This is a genomic window from Xenorhabdus taiwanensis (genome assembly GCF_036512875.1).
In the GTDB taxonomy this organism is placed as follows: Bacteria; Pseudomonadota; Gammaproteobacteria; order Enterobacterales; family Enterobacteriaceae; genus Xenorhabdus; species Xenorhabdus taiwanensis.
Window position 1 is genome coordinate 647,953 of record NZ_AP028978.1, and the last position, 19,157, is coordinate 667,109.

Sequence of the window (19,157 nt, forward strand, 5' to 3'; positions counted from 1 at the left end):
GGGCCAGCTATTCGGTTGGCCCTTATTCTTTATATTCTGCTATGCATGGTAATCTATGCATGGTAATAGAAGAATAATTCTCCGAGTTAATGAAAATATACGTTGTTTTTTGTAAATCTGATTTTATCACGTTTGTCTAATTGACATACTGCCTTAATGATAGTTCAAGCTGAAGTTAAAAAGGTGGTAGGATGAAAAAAATCAAGTTTACACATTCACTACTGGCTGTTGTCCTGGGCTCGGTATTGGCTAGTAGTAGTGTTCTGGCAGCGGATCTTTCTGTGGGAAAAACGTTGGAGAATACAGGGCAACAAATCGATAAATCTATAGACAGCGCGGGGAAAAAAATTGATAACTCCTTGCAAAAAGCAGATGTTTATTTAGACGATAGTGCCATTACAGCAAAAGTGAAAGAAAAATTGCTGGAACATAAGGGTATAAATAGTCATGACATTTCGGTGAAAACGGCAAAAGGCGTTGTCCATCTTGCCGGTTTTGTCAAAAACAAACATCAAGCGGCGAAAATAGCTAAGATTGTTCATGGAATAAAAGGTGTTAAATCAGTAAAAAGCACGATAGAGATTAAAAAATAACAGACATTGTGAATAGAGTGGCTGATAATAGCCACTCTTTCTGCTTCTTTTCCTCAAATAATATCTTGTTAAGTGACGAGATTATTCATTCGCTGGCGACATTCTGGTAACTTGCTATTCTCATATCAATTTAACGATTGATGCTTTATTTCTTCACTTTTTATAAAAATATTACAAGTAAGTTGCTTGAGCAACGATATACTGATAGATATTCGGCAGCTTTCAGAGAGAGAGAAGAGTGGGGAAACATATTTCAATAACATTGGGTAATATTGAGCCTTTAGCTTATAAGTCACAGATCAAACCTGGGAAAATTGCTCTCGTTTGTGAAGGTGGTGGTCAGCGAGGTATTTTTACCGCCGGTGTTTTGGATGAATTTCTCCGTCTTGGTTTTAATCCGTTTGAGCTGTTCCTTGGGACATCTGCGGGAGCGCAAAACCTTTCTGCCTATATTTGTGGTCAGAGGGGGTATGCACGTAAGGTAATCAACCGTTATACAACCGATCCCGCTTTTTTTAATCCATTGCGCTTTGTACGCGGTGGGCATTTGATCGATTTAGATTGGTATGTTGATACCATATCAGATCAGTTACCACTCAATCTTTCTGTCGCAATGCGTCAGTTTGATGCCGGACGCGAATTCTACATGTGTGCTTGCCGATCGGATAATTTTGAGCCAAGTTACCTGCATCCAGATGGCAAAAATTGGATGGATATTATCAAGGCCTCAAGCGCTATTCCGGGGTTTTATCGTAACGGCGTTACTCTTGGTGATGTGGTTTATCAAGATGGTGGTATTTGTGATGCGATCCCAGTGCAGGAGGCCTATCGTCGGGGAGCGGATACTATCGTTGTGATTCGCACAGTGCCTTCACAGCTTTACTATACGCCTCAGTGGTTCAAGCGTATGGAGCGCTGGTTAGAGGTTAGTAGTTTGCAAAAAATGGTCAAGATGCTTAACCTTCATGCACAAAGTTACCGTCGAACCCAGAAATTTATCGAAAATCCACCGGATGATGTGCAAATCTTCGAAATTTATCCACCAGCACCATTGGCAACAATGGCTTTAGGCAGTCGGCTCAGTGCGTTAAATCAGGATTATCATTTAGGGCGGCGTTGTGGACGATATTTTCTGGCAACGATTGGGCATACTTTTGTTGAAGGAACATTTGGGTATACAGAACGTAAGAGTTATGGTGTGTGTCGTACAGGGTTAAGTTCTGACCACAACTGCTTTCGGCGAAACCATTTCCTGAACAGCGGCAATCACTGCCCGCCGGTGGAATCCCCTGTGCCTGAAGTGGTAGAGCCATCAGGAACTCTCATGATGGATAAGTTGGACTAAATGCTTATTGATACACATTGCCATTTTGATTTTCCTCCTTTTGCTGATGATGAAATCGCGAGTCTGCAACAAGCCCGCCAAATGGGCGTGGAAAAAATTATCGTTCCGACAATAAGTCAAACAAACTTCCAGAGAGTTTCTGCGTTGGCTGAGGCTTATTCTCCGATTTATGCCGCATTTGGTTTACATCCACTCTATATTGCTGAACACCAAAAGGTGCATTTGGATGAGTTAGAGCAAAAACTACAGGAAAAAGAGGCCAAATGCGTGGCAGTAGGTGAAATCGGCCTTGACCTTTATATGCCAGAGCCGCAGTTTGAAAAGCAGAAAAGCATGTTAGGAGTGCAGCTAAAACTTGCTAAACAATATGATCTACCTGTGATCCTCCATTCCAGAAAAAGCCATGATCAATTGGCGGCAATTTTGAGAAAACACAAGTTACCACGAGCAGGGGTTATTCATGGTTTTGCGGGGAGTTTATCTCAGGCTCAAGCCTTTATTCGCCAGGGATTTTACATTGGTGTTGGTGGAACAATTACCTACGACAGAGCTCAAAAAACACGTAACACTATCGCACAACTACCTCTGTCATCTTTGGTATTGGAAACGGATGCGCCTGATATGCCGTTATCGGGATTTCAGGGGCAGCCAAATCGACCAGAAAGAGTTGCACAAATTTTTTCCACATTGTGTGAGTTGCGTCGAGAGCCGTCAGATGAAATTGCCAATCAAATTTACCAAAACAGTATGATCCTATTTGCACTGAGTTGACTCATAACATATTAATAATGTTTAACTTGTATTTCTTGTCTGTTTATTCTGTTTTTCACCTTTTCCTCCATCAAATTATCTAATCCCATCGAAATTAGATGGATTTATGTGATGTATATCTCATTTTTAATTTTTATATTACTTTTTGCGACATTAATTTGTGATGTTAGTTGCTTGTTCTTTTTTAGTCCTAGGTATAATCGGCTCGCACACAATGTCAGTAGGAACTTATCGAATAACTGACATATTTTCTTATTATTTATTCAGTGAACAGGGATTCTTCCAATGCAACTCCTTATGAGCCTGATCGGGATGGTAGTGCTGGTTTTTATCGCAGTACTTTTTTCCAGTAATTATCGAGCTATTAAAATCCGCACTGTCCTGGGCGCCTTTCTGATTCAGGTTGCTGTTGGGGCATTTGTACTTTACGTACCAGCCGGTAAAGACATTCTGGAAGGAATGTCAGCAGGTGTTTCCAATGTGATTGGATATGGGCAAAAAGGGACAGATTTTATTTTTGGCGGACTGGTTTCCGACAAAATGTTTGAATTATTTGGCGGCGGCGGCTTTATCTTTGCCCTGCGTGTTTTGCCCGTGATTGTTTTCTTCTCATCACTTATTGCAGTGCTGTATTACATGGGCATTATGCAACTCATCATTAAAATATTGGGTGGTGGCTTGCAGAAAATATTGGGAACATCACGAACTGAATCTTTGTCTGCGACTGCGAATATCTTCGTAGGTCAAACCGAAGCTCCTCTGGTTGTGCGTCCATATATTGCGACCATGACCCAGTCTGAGCTGTTTGCCGTCATGTGTGGTGGTCTGGCTTCCGTTGCGGGTTCAGTTCTGGCGGGCTATGCATCTATGGGTGTTCCGTTGGAATACCTGATTGCGGCTTCATTTATGGCAGCCCCAGGTGGTTTGCTGTTTGCGAAATTGATCGTGCCGGAAACAGAAAAAACCCATGATACGGCTGATGCCATGTCGTTGGTTGCAGCGGAAGAGCGCCCTGCAAACGTTATTGATGCTGCGGCATCGGGTGCGGCATCGGGTATGCAGTTGGCCCTGAATGTTGGCGCCATGCTGTTGGCCTTCACCGCATTGATTGCGTTGCTGAACGGTATCTTAGGGGGTATCGGCGGCTGGTTTGATTATCCTCAATTATCTATGGAACTGATTTTGGGTTGGGTCTTTGCACCAATCGCCTACCTGATCGGTATTCCGTGGAATGAAGCAACAATTGCGGGTTCTTTTATCGGGCAGAAATTAGTGGTCAACGAGTTCGTGGCATTTATGAACTTTGGGGAATATCTGAAAGCGGATGATGTCGTTCAGGCAGCAGGTCTGCAAGTACTCTCAGATCATACTAAAGCGATTATCTCTTTTGCTCTGTGTGGCTTCGCTAACTTGTCTTCTGTCGCGATCCTGCTGGGCGGCTTAGGTGGTATGGCTCCAAACCGTCGCGGTGACATTGCCCGTTTTGGCTTGAAAGCTGTATTGGCGGGTTCACTCTCTAACTTGATGAGTGCAACAATTGCCGGATTTTTCCTCTCGTTGTAAGACGCAGGAAGTCTATATTAAATTGAATGCAGGTGAGATTTCTCACCTGCTTTTGTTTTAAGTCTGTTGTCTGATTCAGTGACGATAATAATACCGTTGGAGAGTTTTATGACTGATTTAACTGCCGCCGCTCAGCGTGCGCTGGGTTTGATGGATTTAACTACACTTAATGATGATGATACAGATGAAAAAGTGGCAGCACTTTGTCGTCAGGCAAACAGCCCTGCCGGACAGACGGCAGCTATCTGTATCTACCCACGTTTTATTCCTATGGCACGTAAGGTATTACGCGAACAGGGAACCCCTGATATTCGCATTGCCACGGTGACTAACTTCCCACATGGTAATGATGATATCGACATTGCACTGGCTGAGACTCGTGCTGCCATAGCTTATGGTGCTGATGAAGTGGATGTTGTGTTTCCTTATCGCGCCTTGATGGCCGGTAATGAGCAAATTGGTTTTGATTTGATAACAGCCTGTAAAACGGCCTGCGCTGAATCAGGCGTCTGGCTAAAAGTCATCATTGAAACGGGTGAATTAAAAGAAGCGGCTTTGATTCGCAAGGCATCTGAAATTTCCATTAAGGCTGGAGCGGATTTCATCAAAACCTCAACAGGTAAGGTGCCTGTTAATGCCACGCTGGAAAGTGCCGAACTTATGCTGAGTGTGATCCGTGATATGGGCGTAGGTGATAGCGTTGGTTTTAAACCGGCAGGCGGTGTACGGACTAGCGAAGAAGCGGCACAATATTTGGCGTTGGCAGAACGTATTTTGGGAAACAAATGGGTTGATTCCCGTCATTTCCGTTTCGGTGCTTCCAGTTTGTTGGGTAGTTTGCTGACTACTCTTGGACACCAGAGTCAAAAACAGAGTCGGGGTTATTGAGATCAATAATGACTAATTGCACACACGATAAGATAGTGTGCATTACTGCCATTCTTTTCAGATAATAATGATTGGGAGGTAGCTTTGTTTCTGGCACAGGAAATTATCCGCAAAAAACGTGATGGTCATCCATTGAATGAAGAAGAGATCCGCTTCTTTATTAACGGCGTCCGCGATAATACGGTTTCCGAAGGGCAGATTGCTGCACTGGCAATGACTATCTATTTCCATGACATGACGATGGATGAACGTGTCGCACTGACATTAGCGATGCGTGATTCTGGTACAGTTTTAGACTGGAAACCATTGAATTTACCCGGTCCGATTGTCGATAAACACTCGACGGGCGGTGTGGGAGATGTCACTTCCCTGATGCTTGGCCCAATGGTGGCGGCTTGCGGGGGATATGTACCGATGATATCGGGACGTGGCTTGGGGCATACCGGAGGAACGCTGGATAAATTAGAATCCATTCCCGGTTTTGATATTTTCCCCGATGAGCGCCGTTTCCGCGATATTATTCGCGATGTAGGTATTGCCATTATCGGACAAACAAGTTCGCTGGCACCTGCGGATAAACGCTTTTATGCGACACGTGATATTACGGCGACCGTTGATTCTGTCCCTTTGATTACGGCTTCTATCTTGGGTAAAAAATTAGCCGAAGGGCTGGATGCTTTGGTCATGGATGTGAAAGTGGGGTCTGGGGCATTTATGCCGACCTACGAACAATCGGAACGGCTGGCCGAAGCCATCGTTGAAGTCGCTAATGGCGCGGGGTGCAAAACCACTGCACTGTTGACGGATATGAATCAAGTTTTGGCATCCAGCGCGGGTAATGCTTTGGAAGTGCGGGAAGCCGTCCAATTCTTGACGGGGGAATACCGTAACCCTCGGTTACTTGAAGTCACCATGGCATTGTCTGCTGAAATGCTGGTGTCAGGTAATCTGGCTATTGATCGTGACGATGCATACCATAAATTACAGGCAGCACTGGACAGTGGCAGGGCGGCGGAAACATTCGGTCGCATGGTGGCAGCGCAGAAAGGGCCTGTTGATTTTGTTGAAAATTATACCCGCTACCTGCCGATTGCAGAATTCATCAAGCCAGTATTAGCTGGAGAGGTATTCGCTGAACAGATGTTAGCGGGAAAAAATTACATCGTTGCAGAAATGAATACCCGAACCTTAGGAATGTCTGTTGTTGCATTGGGTGGGGGGCGTCGTAAGGCGACAGATCCGATTAATTACAGTGTGGGGCTGAGTGATATCGTTGCGCTGGGTACAAAAGTGAACGCGGATACTCCTTTGGCAATAATTCATGCCAATAGTGAGCATGCTTGGCATGAAGCCGCAGAAGCCGTACGTAACGCTCTTGTTTTTAAGGATAAGGAAAGCGAGACACAAGCCATTACACCGATGGTTTATCGTTATATCCGTGGATAAATCATACAAGCATTTAAATTGATTTTAATAGCTGGCAGTTTCCGCATTGATAGCGTGAAGTGACGCAGGAGAAAATTATGAAACGTATATTCATCATGGTATTGGATTCCTTTGGTATCGGTGCAACTGCTGATGCTGAAAAGTTTGGTGACAAGGGATCTAACACTTTGGGTCATATAGCAGAACGCTGTGCCCTTGGTGAGGCTGATATTGGTCGTAAGGGAGCACTACATTTGCCAAACCTGAGCCGTTTGGGATTGGGTAAGGCAGCAGAAGAATCTTGCGGAACGTTCCCGATTGGCCTGGATAAAGATGCCGAAATTATTGGCGCTTATGGTTATGCGAGTGAGCTTTCTTCTGGTAAAGACACGCCGTCAGGACACTGGGAAATTGCCGGCGTTCCGGTTCTGTTTGACTGGGGTTATTTCCATGACGAAGAAAACAGCTTTCCACAGGAATTGCTGGATAAACTGGTCGAACGAGCAAATCTGCCTGGTTATCTGGGTAACTGTCACTCTTCCGGTACCGTTATTCTGGACAAGTTGGGTGAAGAGCACATGAAAACCGGCAAACCGATTTTCTATACTTCTGCAGATTCTGTTTTCCAGATTGCTTGCCATGAAGAGACATTTGGCCTGGATCGTCTGTATGAGCTGTGTGAAATCGCTCGTGAAGAGTTGAATATTGGCGAATATAACATTGGCCGCGTTATTGCCCGTCCATTTGTGGGGGAGAAAGCCGGGAATTTCCAGCGTACTGGCAACCGTCATGATTTGGCCGTTGAGCCACCAGCCCCAACTGTCCTGAAAAAACTACTTGATGAAAAGCAGGGGGAAGTGGTTTCCATTGGCAAAATTGCAGATATCTACGCGAATGTAGGGATCAGCAAAAAGGTCAAGGCGACAGGCATTGATGCCCTGTTTGATGCTTCGCTGATTGAAATGGAACAGGCGGGAGATAACACTATTGTATTTACCAACTTTGTTGATTTTGATTCTTCATACGGTCACCGCCGTGATGTCGCCGGTTACGCAGCAGCGTTGGAGTTGTTCGACCGTCGTTTACCAGAAATGCTGAAATTGGTTAAAGAAGATGACATTCTGATCTTAACCGCTGACCATGGTTGTGACCCAACCTGGGCGGGAACAGATCATACCCGTGAACATGTTCCGGTTCTGGTTTACGGACCTAAAGTTAAACCAGGCTCACTAGGACATCGTGAAACGTTCGCTGATATGGGTCAGACAGTGGCAAAATACTTCGATCTGACGCCAATGAATTATGGTAAAGCGATGTTTTAAGTTTTGGCGGAGACCTCAGGGGCTCCCCATTTTCATTTATTTTGATACGTAATAAAAACAAGGAAATAAATTTATGGCCACCCCACATATTAATGCTGAGATGGGCGATTTTGCTGATGTTGTTTTGATGCCTGGTGACCCACTGCGTGCAAAATACATTGCGGAAACTTTTCTGGAAGATGCTCGTCAAGTTAACAATGTTCGCGGTATGCTGGGTTTCACCGGTACTTACAAAGGCCGCCGCATCTCTGTTATGGGTCATGGAATGGGTATCCCATCCTGTTCTATCTATGCCAAAGAGCTGATCACTGAATTTGGTGTTAAAAAAATCATCCGTATCGGTTCCTGCGGTGCAGTCAGCAAAGACGTTAAAATCCGTGATGTTGTGATCGGTATGGGGGCATGTACTGATTCCAAAGTAAACCGCATGCGTTTTAAAGATCACGACTTCGCTGCTATTGCTGACTTTGATCTGGTTCGTAATGCAGTGGATGCAGCGAAGGCAAAGGATGTCAATGTGCGTGTTGGTAATATCTTCTCTGTGGATCTGTTTTATACGCCAGATCCTCAAATGTTCGACGTAATGGAAAAATACGGCATTCTGGGTGTTGAAATGGAAGCCGCGGGTATTTACGGTGTGGCTGCTGAATTTGGGGCAAAAGCGTTGACGATTTGTACTGTGTCTGACCATATTCGTACTGGTGAACAAACCACTGCTGAAGAGCGCCAAAATACATTTAACGACATGATTGAGATTGCGCTTGAATCCATCCTGATGGGTGACAATTAAAAAAGTGTAAATAGTTTTAGTCTTTCATTAAAGAATTACAGACCCTTTCCGTTATTGGAAAGGGTTTTTTTTATAAATTACATGCCAATTGATATCTATTATTGGGAATGGTTTTTAGCTATTTATTTAATAGACATGTCCCTGCTTCTAATTTGACTGTAAAACGAATAAAAAAATAATAACCTTAACAACATTTGAACGGTTTTTTTTAGTGATATTTTCAATTAACAATTAGCTTGGTAATTATGTTGTTTGGATAAATATCCTGATTTTATATTGACGTTCCAGATAATCATGATAATAAAAACCAAATGTTATGGTTATAACGGGATAATAAAATGCACATGTCTTTCAGGAAGATAAAACAGAGCAATAAAACAACACCAATTAAGATACTAAATTACTAAACATTGTTCGATATAACTCAGGGGAATAACCCAAAATTGAAAAATAATTAGTAAAATATACTACTCATTATACGTACTTTTTTGCAAAAATTCATATTTCATATGATGTTAAGGATCATAAGTAGATTTATCGGCTGAAATTTGACTTAAGATTTATTATGTACAATGATATTGCCGGTTTGGTTTATTTTGACTGGTTATGATTTCTGTCAAAAAACTAAATAATCATTTGCCTAAGTGTCAGAAATTAATTTCTGTGCTTCGGCTTCCCTTTGGTTATGAATATCTACTTTTTGATTAAAGGAATAAGTAAAATTATGAAACTGAACAAATTAGCGATGGTTGTAGGTTTTGGTGTGGCTTTAGCTGCTGGCGCTGCAAGTGCAACTAACCAAGGTAGTGGTACAGTTAAATTCAGAGGTTCCATCATTGATGCGCCTTGCTCAATCAAAAACACCAATGTCGAAGTTGATATGGGTGCCGTTTCTAGTCAGGCTCTGGACAAGGGCGGTCGTTCAGCTTCTAAGGCTTTCAAAATTGAGTTAGAAGGTTGTAATACTGCGACTAAAAAGAGTGTGAAAACCACCTTTACTGGCCCAGAAGCAAGTGAGAAAGGTTTACTGGCTATCGAAGGTACAGCACAAGGTGCAGCAATCGTAATCACTAACCACGGTAACAAAATGATTCCTTTGGGAACAGAATCAGACGCAATGTCTCTGCATGATGGCAACAACGACCTGAATTTCGCAGCACATCTGAAAGGTCTGACAAGTCAGACAGGTCAGGATGGAGAGGAAGGTGGAAATACTGCGAAAGTCGTAGCAGGTGATTTCACGGCTATCGCAAACTTTACTTTAAACTACCTATAATATTGCAAGCTATCTGATAATTTTTATTATTTGAATATCAGGAAATTCACTTTAATTGCTAGCCTTGACTTTCCTGATAATATATTTAGGGTATTTCTGGGATATAACGTGTCAGTAAGGTATGACTACAATATTCTGTAACAAGATCTGTTTTATTGATGTAAATCAATATTATTCATGTTTGAGTAAGCAGATTGTGTCATTAACAAATCTATCCCTATAGCGGTAAATTGAAATGCCCTTTTTTATTTACCTAATCCCAGTATCGGTCAGAGTCCTCAATTTAGATCGATGAACTTTAATGACGCCATGTATGAGGTAAGAATTCCGTGCGCTTACAGACTTGGTTGCGTCAGGTAGCGGCTAAATTCAAACTGGATGATTAACGATTCATTGTTCAGAGGATGCTATGGCTTTGTTTTCAGATTCTATGAATCATGATTTTTTATCTGATAATAAAAAAATAATCAGTAATAAAAAGACAAACAGTAATAGAAAAAACACCTTTAATAGAAATAAAGTGATTAATCAAAAAAAAATAGTTAATAAAATAAAAACAGAGCACTTACTATTCGGAATTAATCCTCTTTTTGCTCTTATACTGTTTGCATTGTCTGGCATTCAGGTTACTCATTCCAGACCATCAATTGAATTCAATATTGGTGCACTGGATGTCAATGAACGTGCCAATATTGATTTGGATAAATTTTCCCGTGCAGGGTACATCATGCCGGGTAACTATATGATGAGTGTTCGGATGAATCAGCATGAACTTCCGGATACCTATTCTATCGATTTCATTGCACCGCCTGATGAGCCAACAGGCAGTGAAGCGTGTATATCCCCTGAATTGGTGAAACAAATCGCACTGAAGCAACAGTGGGTAGAAAAATTAGGTTGGCAGAATGAAGGCAAATGCCTTGATCTGAATACGTTGCCAGGTACATCAGCCAGAGGTGATCTCGCTACTTATACGCTTTATCTAATCATACCTAAAATTTACCTGGAATATGACTTACCAGACTGGGATCCCCCTGCTCGTTGGGATAATGGGATACCCGGATTACTGTTTGATTATAACGTTAATGCACAAACCTCTAAACCTGTTCACGGGAGTAGTAGCCAACAGATAAGTGCTATCGGAACAGCGGGCATGAATCTAGGGGAGTGGCGTTTTCGGGCTGATTGGCAGGCCAAATATAACCGTTTCAAAAACCAGGGTGTTGATAAATCAGTCTCTTATGGTGGAAGAGAACGTGATTGGGATTGGAGCCGTTACTATGCGTATCGTGCGATCCCTCGTCTGGAAGCGAAATTGACATTGGGTGAGGATTACCTCAATTCCAGCATTTTCGATAGTTTCCGCTATACGGGGGTCAGTTTAGTCACTGATGAAAATATGTTGCCCCCGAATTTACGTGGATATGCGCCTGAAGTTACAGGTGTAGCACGGACTAATGCCAAGGTAACGGTTAGACAACAGGGGAGAGTGCTGTATGAAACTCAGGTCGCTTCTGGCCCGTTCCGTATTCAGGATCTTAGTGATGCGGTGGTAGGAACGCTGGATGTCAGAGTCGAAGAGCAAGACGGTGGTGTGCAAGAGTTTCAGGTTAATACGGCGACTATTCCTTATCTGACCCGCCCCGGACGTGTACAGTATAAATTTGTTGGTGGTCAAACCACGAATGATACGCATCGTCGTGAAGGGCCTGCGTTCGGTCTGGGTGAATTTTCGTGGGGAATTAACAACGGTTGGTCGCTGTATGGCGGTTTCTTAGCCGCGGGAGATTATAACGCTCTGTCACTGGGGATCGGCCGCGACTTGATGATGTTTGGTGCACTGTCGTTTGATGTGACGGAATCAAGAGCAAGATTACCGGGAGAAAACAAAAACCTCACCGGTGGATCTTATCGTTTCAGTTATTCGAAACGTTTTGATCAATATAACAGTCAGGTGACGTTTGCCGGATATCGTTTCTCTGAGCGCAATTTCATGAATATGGGGCAGTATATCGATCGCCGCTATCGCAACGTTTTTTCTAATAGCGGTAAAGAGATGTATACCATTACTTTCAACAAACAATTTATAGATATTGGTTTAAGTGCCCACTTTAACTATAGCCATCAAACTTACTGGAATCGGCCAACAAACGATCGCTATAACATTTCCTTATCCAAGTATTTTGATATTGGGCGGTATAAAAATATTAGTGTCAATCTGTCAGCCTATCGTAACAATTTTGACAATAAAAAAGATGACGGCATGTATCTGAATCTTTCCATTCCGTGGGGAGAAAGTGGCACTGTCAGCTACAATGGGTTGGTCAATCGTCAGGGCAATGCTCATACAGTGGGTTATTTTGATCGTATTGATGATCGCAATAACTATCGTGTTTCAATGGGTACGAGTATCGATGGCAGGGCATCAGTTGACGGTTATTACAACCATTATGGTGACCAGACGTTGCTCACTGCCAGTGCCAGTTATCGGGATGGTGGCAATACTACGGCAGCCCTTGGCCTGCAAGGTGGGGTGACTGTAACGGCAAAAGGGGCTGCACTGCACCGTACTAATATGTCTGGCGCGACGCGCTTGATGGTAGATACAGAAGGGGTTAGCAATGTGCCTATTCGGGGATTTGGTTCAGCGGTGTATACCAACTACTTTGGTAAAGCTGTGCTGGCCGATGTGAATAACTACTATCGCAACAGGGCAAATATTGACTTAGATAACTTACCTGATGATGTAGAGGCACTGCGTTCTGTTCAACAGGCAACATTAACGGAAGGTGCAATTGGTTACCGTAAATTCCAGGTAATATCAGGAATTAAAGCGATGACAATAATCCGGTTACCTGACGGATCATTTCCACCTTTTGGTGCTTCTGTCCTGAATTCTGCCCAGCGTGAAATCGGAATTGTCAGTGATGATGGGTATGCTTATCTGAGTGGAATAAATCAGGGTGAAAAACTGCAAGTGTATTGGGATGGACAATCTCAGTGCGAGATTACAGTGCCAGATGAAATGACGTCAGAGTCTTTAACTTCACTTTTGTTACCTTGCCGGTTTTTAACAGGTGATGATAAGTAAATTGTAATGAAGTGATCTGAAAAATCGTTATTTAATAGAGTATTATGTTTATTTGATTTGAAAAATGTGGCGATTAGCTAGTGCAGCAAATATAAACATGGATCTCTTTTGAGCTTGAGTAAATGACACTATGAAACTGAAAAATATTCTAATGATAACCGCTATGACGGTAAGTTGTTTGATGCCAATTCATCAGGCAACAGCGGCAATAGCGCTAGATCGCACTCGCGTAATTTTTAATGGAAATATGAAATCCGTCAGCTTGAACATTGAAAATCAGCATCTTGATTTGCCTTATTTGGCACAGGCATGGATTGAAGATGATAAGGGAAATAAGATCAATGGTCCGATTGTAGTTGTCCCGCCAGTACAGCGTGTTGAAGCTGGAGCGAAGAGCCAGGTCAAAATTCAAACACTGCCAGCGATAGCCCAATTGCCACAAGATCGGGAAAGTTTGTTCTATTTCAACTTACGTGAAATTCCACCACGCAGTGAAAAATCAAACGTGCTGCAAATCGCTTTGCAGACTCGCGTAAAGTTGTTTTATCGTCCGGAAGCTGTGATTGCACGTCGTATTGATCTTGATAATCCCTGGCAGGAAAAACTCACCCTAACCCGTGAAGGTAATCAATATGTGGTGAATAACCCAACACCTTATTACATCACTATTTCAGAAGCCTCAAACAAGGTAAATGGTAAAAGCGTAGAGGCGTTTAAGCCTCTCATGTTGGCTCCCAGAAGTAGCGAGAAACTTGGAGGTACCGCTAACTCATTAGGTAATACACCAGTACTGACCTATGTCAATGATTATGGTGGACGTCCACAGTTAACATTTAACTGTAGTGGCAATACCTGTGCAGTGATAAAAGTTGTGACTAATGGGAACTGATTGAATTGTACCGATGGTACTCCGTCAATCCAGATGTTGACGGAGCATCAATGTAGAGTTAGCCGAAATTATGATGAGTTTTTTTCGGTAAATAATTGGATAAATGTAGGGTAAATAATAATGAATCCGTTAATCATCAGATTATCCAGATATATATTGCCGATGCTGTTTCTTTTCGGCATTGGTAGTCAGCAAAGTGCATATGCACAAGATAATCTGCGTCGGGATGTCAGAATTACGCTAACCGTACTTGCTCCTACTTGTTCGATTGAGACAGAAGATCAAAATATAGAAGTGGATTTTGGAAACATTCTTAACAGCGATCTTTATCTAAGGCATCGTACAAAGGGCGAGCCATTTTATCTGTATTTAAAGGATTGTGATCCTCAGATGATAAAACGTTTAAGGATCAAATTCTTGGGGGAGATGAGTCAAGAGCTACCGGGGTTGCTGGCAGTGAGATCCAACGATCGTCTTCATGGCATTGCCATTGGTATGGAAAAAATTGATGGTACGCCGATGCCGTTTAATAAAACCAGTGAATTCCCGTTATTAGCTAATAGCAGAGATAACAAGATTACATTCCAGGCGTATGTACAAGCTACTCCCCGCGCTATTAAAGAAAAAAAGATTGGTGTTGGTCCATTTACTGCAATCGCGACTTTTGAAGTTAATTACGACTAGTCAAGCTGACTGGTTTTTCATCCACGATCTTTAATCAGAGTTTGATGCTATTGGAAAATAAGTTATGCGCCATATTAAAAAATCGTTGTTGAAGCTAGCAGCCCTGTTGTTTTTGGTCAGTGCCACACATGCTTATGGTGGGGCTTATGTTATGCCGGTTGATACGATCCCATCAGGAGACCAAGCTATTACGACTATGGAAATCATTGCATGGACAGAGGAAGAAGGGATACCCAATCCTTGCTATGGAGATACCGCATGCTATGTTGGCCCAGATGTGATGTATAAGAGTGGACATCGGCCGGGAATGTACGGCTCTTGCGTGGATGCAAAGGTGTGTTTGGATGCACGTAATTATCGGACAACCGCTGACGTTATGCGAGCTTATAAACTCAACTTTGGTATTCCTAAACGGGTAACATTTACCATCATGACCATAGATGCGGATTGTATCGGTTTGTTTTATACAACTGATATAAAAGAGGGATATGGTTTGTCTCAACAATTTCCAAATTCCACTTGCAACAAAATGCCGCCCCCAAACCAAGTTTGTAAAATTGAATTACCTTCTGAAATTGCTTATGGGGAATTAACTGCTACAGAAGTGAATAATGCGACCAAAACAATTGAGGGTAAAATTACATGTGCTATTAAGGGCGGCAAGGTTATGCTGTATGCCAGATCAACTAATAATGAAGAAAAAGTTTATCTCGATTCCGATAAACAAATATATTCGACGTTACAGATTAATTACAGAAATGCGGAAGATAAAGTGAATATTGATAATAAAAGGGAGATCAATGAGTTCACACTGACGTCAGTATTGCACACACTAACACCACCGAAAGCCGGAAAATATGAAGGTACCGCAATAGTTTATTTAACTTATTTATAAATTGAGAGTAAAGATATTATGCAAGTCAGTATGCTGGTAGGAAAAAGAATCCAAATGAAAAGAAAAGAAATTGGAGTGACAGCAGCAGAGCTGGCAGACAAAATTGGAGTTAGTCATCAGCAATTGTCACGTTATGAACGCGGAACCAATAAAATCAGTCTGGAGCATTTGGTCGCTATTTCTATTGCCCTGGAAACGCCCGCAAACTGGTTTTTAGAGGATTGTTTTACTCCCCCTAAGGTTCATATGAATAATCAATATACCTGTGTAGCGGAAACAATACTGGGTTTGTAACACGAGCTTATATTGATAGCAGCCATTCCAATTCAGGAATGGCTTTGTTTTTTTACCGCCAAAAATGGCGGTATCTTATGGCAGGGTTATTTTATTTAGTAATCTTAGCATGCATTTCTTGTACAGAAATAACCTGCTCAGTAGGATCAGCGCTAAGTGCCATCGTGGTTGCAAAGCCGCCATTCAGGGTTGTGTCATAGTGCACTTTATATTGCAGTGCGCTGCGACGCAGCAGTTTTGAATCTTCAATCGCCTGGCGACCCGCAGTAGTATTAACGATATAATCGTATTCACCATTTTTGATCCTGTCCTGAATATGCGGGCGTCCTTCATGAACTTTGTTCACCAAACGTGGGTTGATCCCTGCTTCACCCAATACAATCGCTGTACCGTGCGTTGCATCCAGTTCAAAGCCATGTTTAAGTAATTTAGCGGCCAAATCAACAACGCGCTCTTTATCATCTTCGCGTACAGACAGTAGTGCCCGGCCTTTTTTGCACATGGTCGAATTACTGCCTAACATTGCTTTTGAAAAGGCTTCGGCAAAGGTTCGGCCAACTCCCATTACTTCACCGGTAGAACGCATTTCTGGTCCCAGAATTGGGTCAACACCTGGGAATTTATTAAATGGCAGTACCACTTCTTTCACGGAGTAGTAAGGTGGGATGATCTCTTCAATTGTGCCTTGCTCAAGCAGAGACTGGCCTGCCATCACACGTGCCGCTATTTTTGCCAGCGGCATACCCGTTGCTTTGGAAACAAATGGGACGGTACGTGCTGCGCGTGGGTTCACTTCAATCAGATAAACTTCGTTATCTTTCACCGCAAACTGGACGTTCATCAGGCCGCGGACACGCAGTTCAAAGGCCAGTTTTTCAACTTGCTGGCGCATAACATCCTGAATTTCTTTGCTCAAGGTATAAGCCGGCAAAGAACAGGCTGAGTCACCGGAGTGAACACCCGCTTGCTCGATATGTTCCATAATGCCGCCAATCAGGACACGTTCACCATCACAGATAGCATCCACGTCAACTTCAACAGCATCATCAAGGAAGCGATCCAGCAGGACGGGAGCATCGTTGGATACGCTAACCGCAGTCTGGAAGTAGCGGCGCAAGTCTAACTCATCGTATACGATTTCCATTGCACGCCCACCCAGCACATACGATGGACGAACGACCAGCGGATAACCAATCTCATTACCTTTTTCAACCGCCTGCTCGATAGTGGATACTGTGGCATTGGCTGGTTGTTTCAGGCCAAGACGATTAACAGCTTGCTGGAAACGTTCACGGTCTTCTGCACGATCAATGGCATCAGGGCTGGTGCCGATAATAGGGACACCGGCGGCTTCCAGTTCACGAGCCAGTTTCAGCGGCGTCTGGCCGCCATATTGGACGATAACGCCTTTTGGTTGTTCAACCCGCACGATTTCCAGCACGTCTTCCAGTGTAACAGGTTCAAAATAAAGACGATCGGAAGTGTCATAATCGGTAGAAACGGTTTCTGGGTTACAGTTCACCATGATGGTTTCAAAACCATCTTCACGCAGAGCCAGGGCAGCATGTACGCAGCAATAATCGAACTCAATACCTTGCCCGATGCGGTTCGGGCCTCCGCCCAGTACCATGATTTTCGGTTTATCGTTGTTCGGGTTGGCTTCACATTCATCTTCGTATGTGGAGTACATGTAAGCAGTATCGGTAGCAAATTCTGCCGCACAGGTATCAACACGCTTATAAACAGGGTATAAGTTGTAGTCATAGCGTAGCTTACGGATCTCTTTACCAGAGACTCCCACCAGTTTCGCCAGACGCGCATCAGCAAAACCTTTGCGTTTCAGGTGGCGCAAGAAATCAATGGTCAGGCCGTTAATACCTTGTTCTGCAACGTGTTCTTCCAGACGAATCAACTCTTCAATTTGCACCAAGAACCAGCGGTCGATATTGGTCAGGTTGAAGAGTCCATCAACGGACATACCAGCACGGAAAGCATCAGCGATATACCAAATACGCTCAGCACCTGCATCTTTCAATTCACTACGGATTTTGGTCAGGGATTGTGGATCATCCAGATTGACTTTAGCATCAAATCCGGTTGCGCCGACTTCCAGACCGCGCAGCGCTTTCTGCATGGACTCCTGGAAAGTACGGCCAATCGCCATCACTTCACCAACAGATTTCATCTGGGTGGTCAGACGGTCATTACTGCCGGCAAATTTCTCAAAGTTGAAGCGAGGAATTTTCGTCACAACATAATCAATGGAAGGCTCAAAAGACGCAGGGGTGCGTCCGCCCGTGATGTCATTCATCAATTCATCAAGGGTATAACCGACCGCCAGTTTTGCGGCGATTTTTGCGATTGGGAAACCTGTTGCCTTGGAAGCCAATGCTGATGAACGGGAAACTCGTGGGTTCATTTCAATGACAATCAGACGGCCATTTTTCGGATTCACTGCAAACTGAACGTTTGAACCACCGGTTTCTACGCCAATTTCACGCAATACCGCCATCGAAGCGTTACGCATGATTTGGTATTCTTTGTCGGTCAGTGTCTGTGCTGGCGCTACGGTGATGGAGTCACCGGTATGGATACCCATTGGATCGAAGTTTTCAATGGAGCAGATGATAATGCAGTTATCGTTTTTATCCCGCACTACTTCCATCTCATACTCTTTCCAGCCAATCAGGGATTCATCGATCAGCAATTCATTAGTTGGAGAGAGGTCTAAGCCGCGTTCGCAGATTTCTTCAAATTCTTCACGATTGTAGGCGATACCGCCACCGCTTCCACCCATAGTAAAAGAAGGGCGGATAATACAAGGAAAACCGACTTCTTCGGCTACCGCCAACGCTTCTTCCATCGTGTGGGCAATGCCAGAACGAGCGGTGTCCAGGCCGATTTTTTTCATCGCCTTGTCAAAACGCTGGCGATCTTCTGCTTTATCAATGGCATCAGCGGTTGCACCAATCATGGTGACGCCAAATTCTTTCAGTACGCCCTGACGTTCCAGCTCCAATGCACAATTTAGTGCCGTTTGCCCGCCCATTGTTGGCAGGATGGCGTCCGGGCGCTCTTTTTCAATGATTTTGCGCACGACTTCCCAATGGATCGGCTCGATATAAGTTGCATCAGCCATTTCAGGATCGGTCATTATCGTTGCTGGGTTCGAGTTTACCAGAATGACGCGATAGCCTTCTTCTCTCAGTGCCTTACAAGCCTGTGCGCCAGAGTAGTCAAATTCACAAGCTTGGCCAATCACAATTGGGCCAGCACCTAAGATCAGGATACTTTTAATATCAGTACGTTTTGCCATTTTTTTCTTCTCCTG

The 19,157-nt window shown here is 43.5% G+C and carries 15 protein-coding genes; 14 read left to right on the forward strand and 1 reads right to left on the reverse strand.

Features of this window, described 5'->3' with window-relative positions; translation table 11 throughout:
• Nucleotides 1-191: 191 nt before the first annotated feature.
• From ACE1SE_RS02810 to ACE1SE_RS02875, 14 genes are all read left to right on the forward strand, one after another.
• A complete protein-coding gene (locus tag ACE1SE_RS02810; protein ID WP_374052551.1) occupies nt 192-593 on the forward strand; it encodes a BON domain-containing protein in 402 nt (133 codons plus the stop codon).
• Between the two features lie 238 nt (nt 594-831).
• Nucleotides 832-1,938, forward strand: coding sequence for a patatin-like phospholipase family protein (locus tag ACE1SE_RS02815; protein WP_374052552.1), 1,107 nt, complete (start codon nt 832-834; stop codon nt 1,936-1,938).
• Nucleotides 1,939-2,709 (forward strand): TatD family hydrolase, encoded by a 771-nt coding sequence (locus tag ACE1SE_RS02820; protein ID WP_374052553.1) that lies wholly within the window; start codon nt 1,939-1,941, stop codon nt 2,707-2,709. It abuts the gene before it with no gap.
• 297 nt (nt 2,710-3,006) lie between these two features.
• Complete coding sequence (locus ACE1SE_RS02825; protein WP_374053578.1) at nt 3,007-4,272, forward strand: NupC/NupG family nucleoside CNT transporter; 1,266 nt, start codon at nt 3,007-3,009, stop codon at nt 4,270-4,272.
• Between the two features lie 108 nt (nt 4,273-4,380).
• Nucleotides 4,381-5,160, forward strand: a complete 780-nt coding sequence (gene deoC / locus ACE1SE_RS02830; protein WP_374052554.1) for a deoxyribose-phosphate aldolase — start codon at nt 4,381-4,383, stop codon at nt 5,158-5,160.
• Between the two features lie 84 nt (nt 5,161-5,244).
• A complete protein-coding gene (gene deoA / locus ACE1SE_RS02835; protein WP_374052555.1) occupies nt 5,245-6,606 on the forward strand; it encodes a thymidine phosphorylase in 1,362 nt (453 codons plus the stop codon).
• A 77-nt stretch (nt 6,607-6,683) separates the two neighbouring features.
• Entirely contained in the window at nt 6,684-7,907 is a 1,224-nt protein-coding gene (deoB, locus tag ACE1SE_RS02840) for a phosphopentomutase (protein WP_374052556.1), read from the forward strand.
• 73 nt (nt 7,908-7,980) lie between these two features.
• Nucleotides 7,981-8,697, forward strand: a complete 717-nt coding sequence (gene deoD, locus ACE1SE_RS02845; protein WP_374052557.1) for a purine-nucleoside phosphorylase — start codon at nt 7,981-7,983, stop codon at nt 8,695-8,697.
• 724 nt (nt 8,698-9,421) lie between these two features.
• Complete coding sequence (locus ACE1SE_RS02850; RefSeq protein ID WP_374052558.1) at nt 9,422-9,973, forward strand: fimbrial protein; 552 nt, start codon at nt 9,422-9,424, stop codon at nt 9,971-9,973.
• Nucleotides 9,974-10,403: 430 nt separating this feature from the next.
• Nucleotides 10,404-13,064, forward strand: coding sequence for an outer membrane usher protein (locus ACE1SE_RS02855; protein ID WP_374053579.1), 2,661 nt, complete (start codon nt 10,404-10,406; stop codon nt 13,062-13,064).
• Nucleotides 13,065-13,194: 130 nt separating this feature from the next.
• Nucleotides 13,195-13,953: a fimbria/pilus periplasmic chaperone gene (locus tag ACE1SE_RS02860; protein ID WP_374052559.1), complete on the forward strand. Its 759-nt coding sequence runs from the start codon at nt 13,195-13,197 to the stop codon at nt 13,951-13,953.
• A 120-nt stretch (nt 13,954-14,073) separates the two neighbouring features.
• Nucleotides 14,074-14,637, forward strand: coding sequence for a fimbrial protein (locus ACE1SE_RS02865; RefSeq protein ID WP_374052560.1), 564 nt, complete (start codon nt 14,074-14,076; stop codon nt 14,635-14,637).
• A 64-nt stretch (nt 14,638-14,701) separates the two neighbouring features.
• A complete protein-coding gene (locus ACE1SE_RS02870; RefSeq protein ID WP_374052561.1) occupies nt 14,702-15,532 on the forward strand; it encodes an MrpH family fimbial adhesin in 831 nt (276 codons plus the stop codon).
• A gap of 30 nt (nt 15,533-15,562) precedes the next feature.
• A complete protein-coding gene (locus ACE1SE_RS02875; RefSeq protein WP_317618135.1) occupies nt 15,563-15,826 on the forward strand; it encodes a helix-turn-helix domain-containing protein in 264 nt (87 codons plus the stop codon).
• 91 nt (nt 15,827-15,917) lie between these two features.
• Here the strand turns inward: ACE1SE_RS02875 and carB are convergent, their stop codons facing one another.
• On the reverse strand, nt 15,918-19,142 hold the full coding sequence (gene carB, locus ACE1SE_RS02880; RefSeq protein ID WP_374052562.1) for a carbamoyl-phosphate synthase large subunit: 3,225 nt from the start codon (nt 19,140-19,142) through the stop codon (nt 15,918-15,920).
• Nucleotides 19,143-19,157 lie beyond the last annotated feature (15 nt).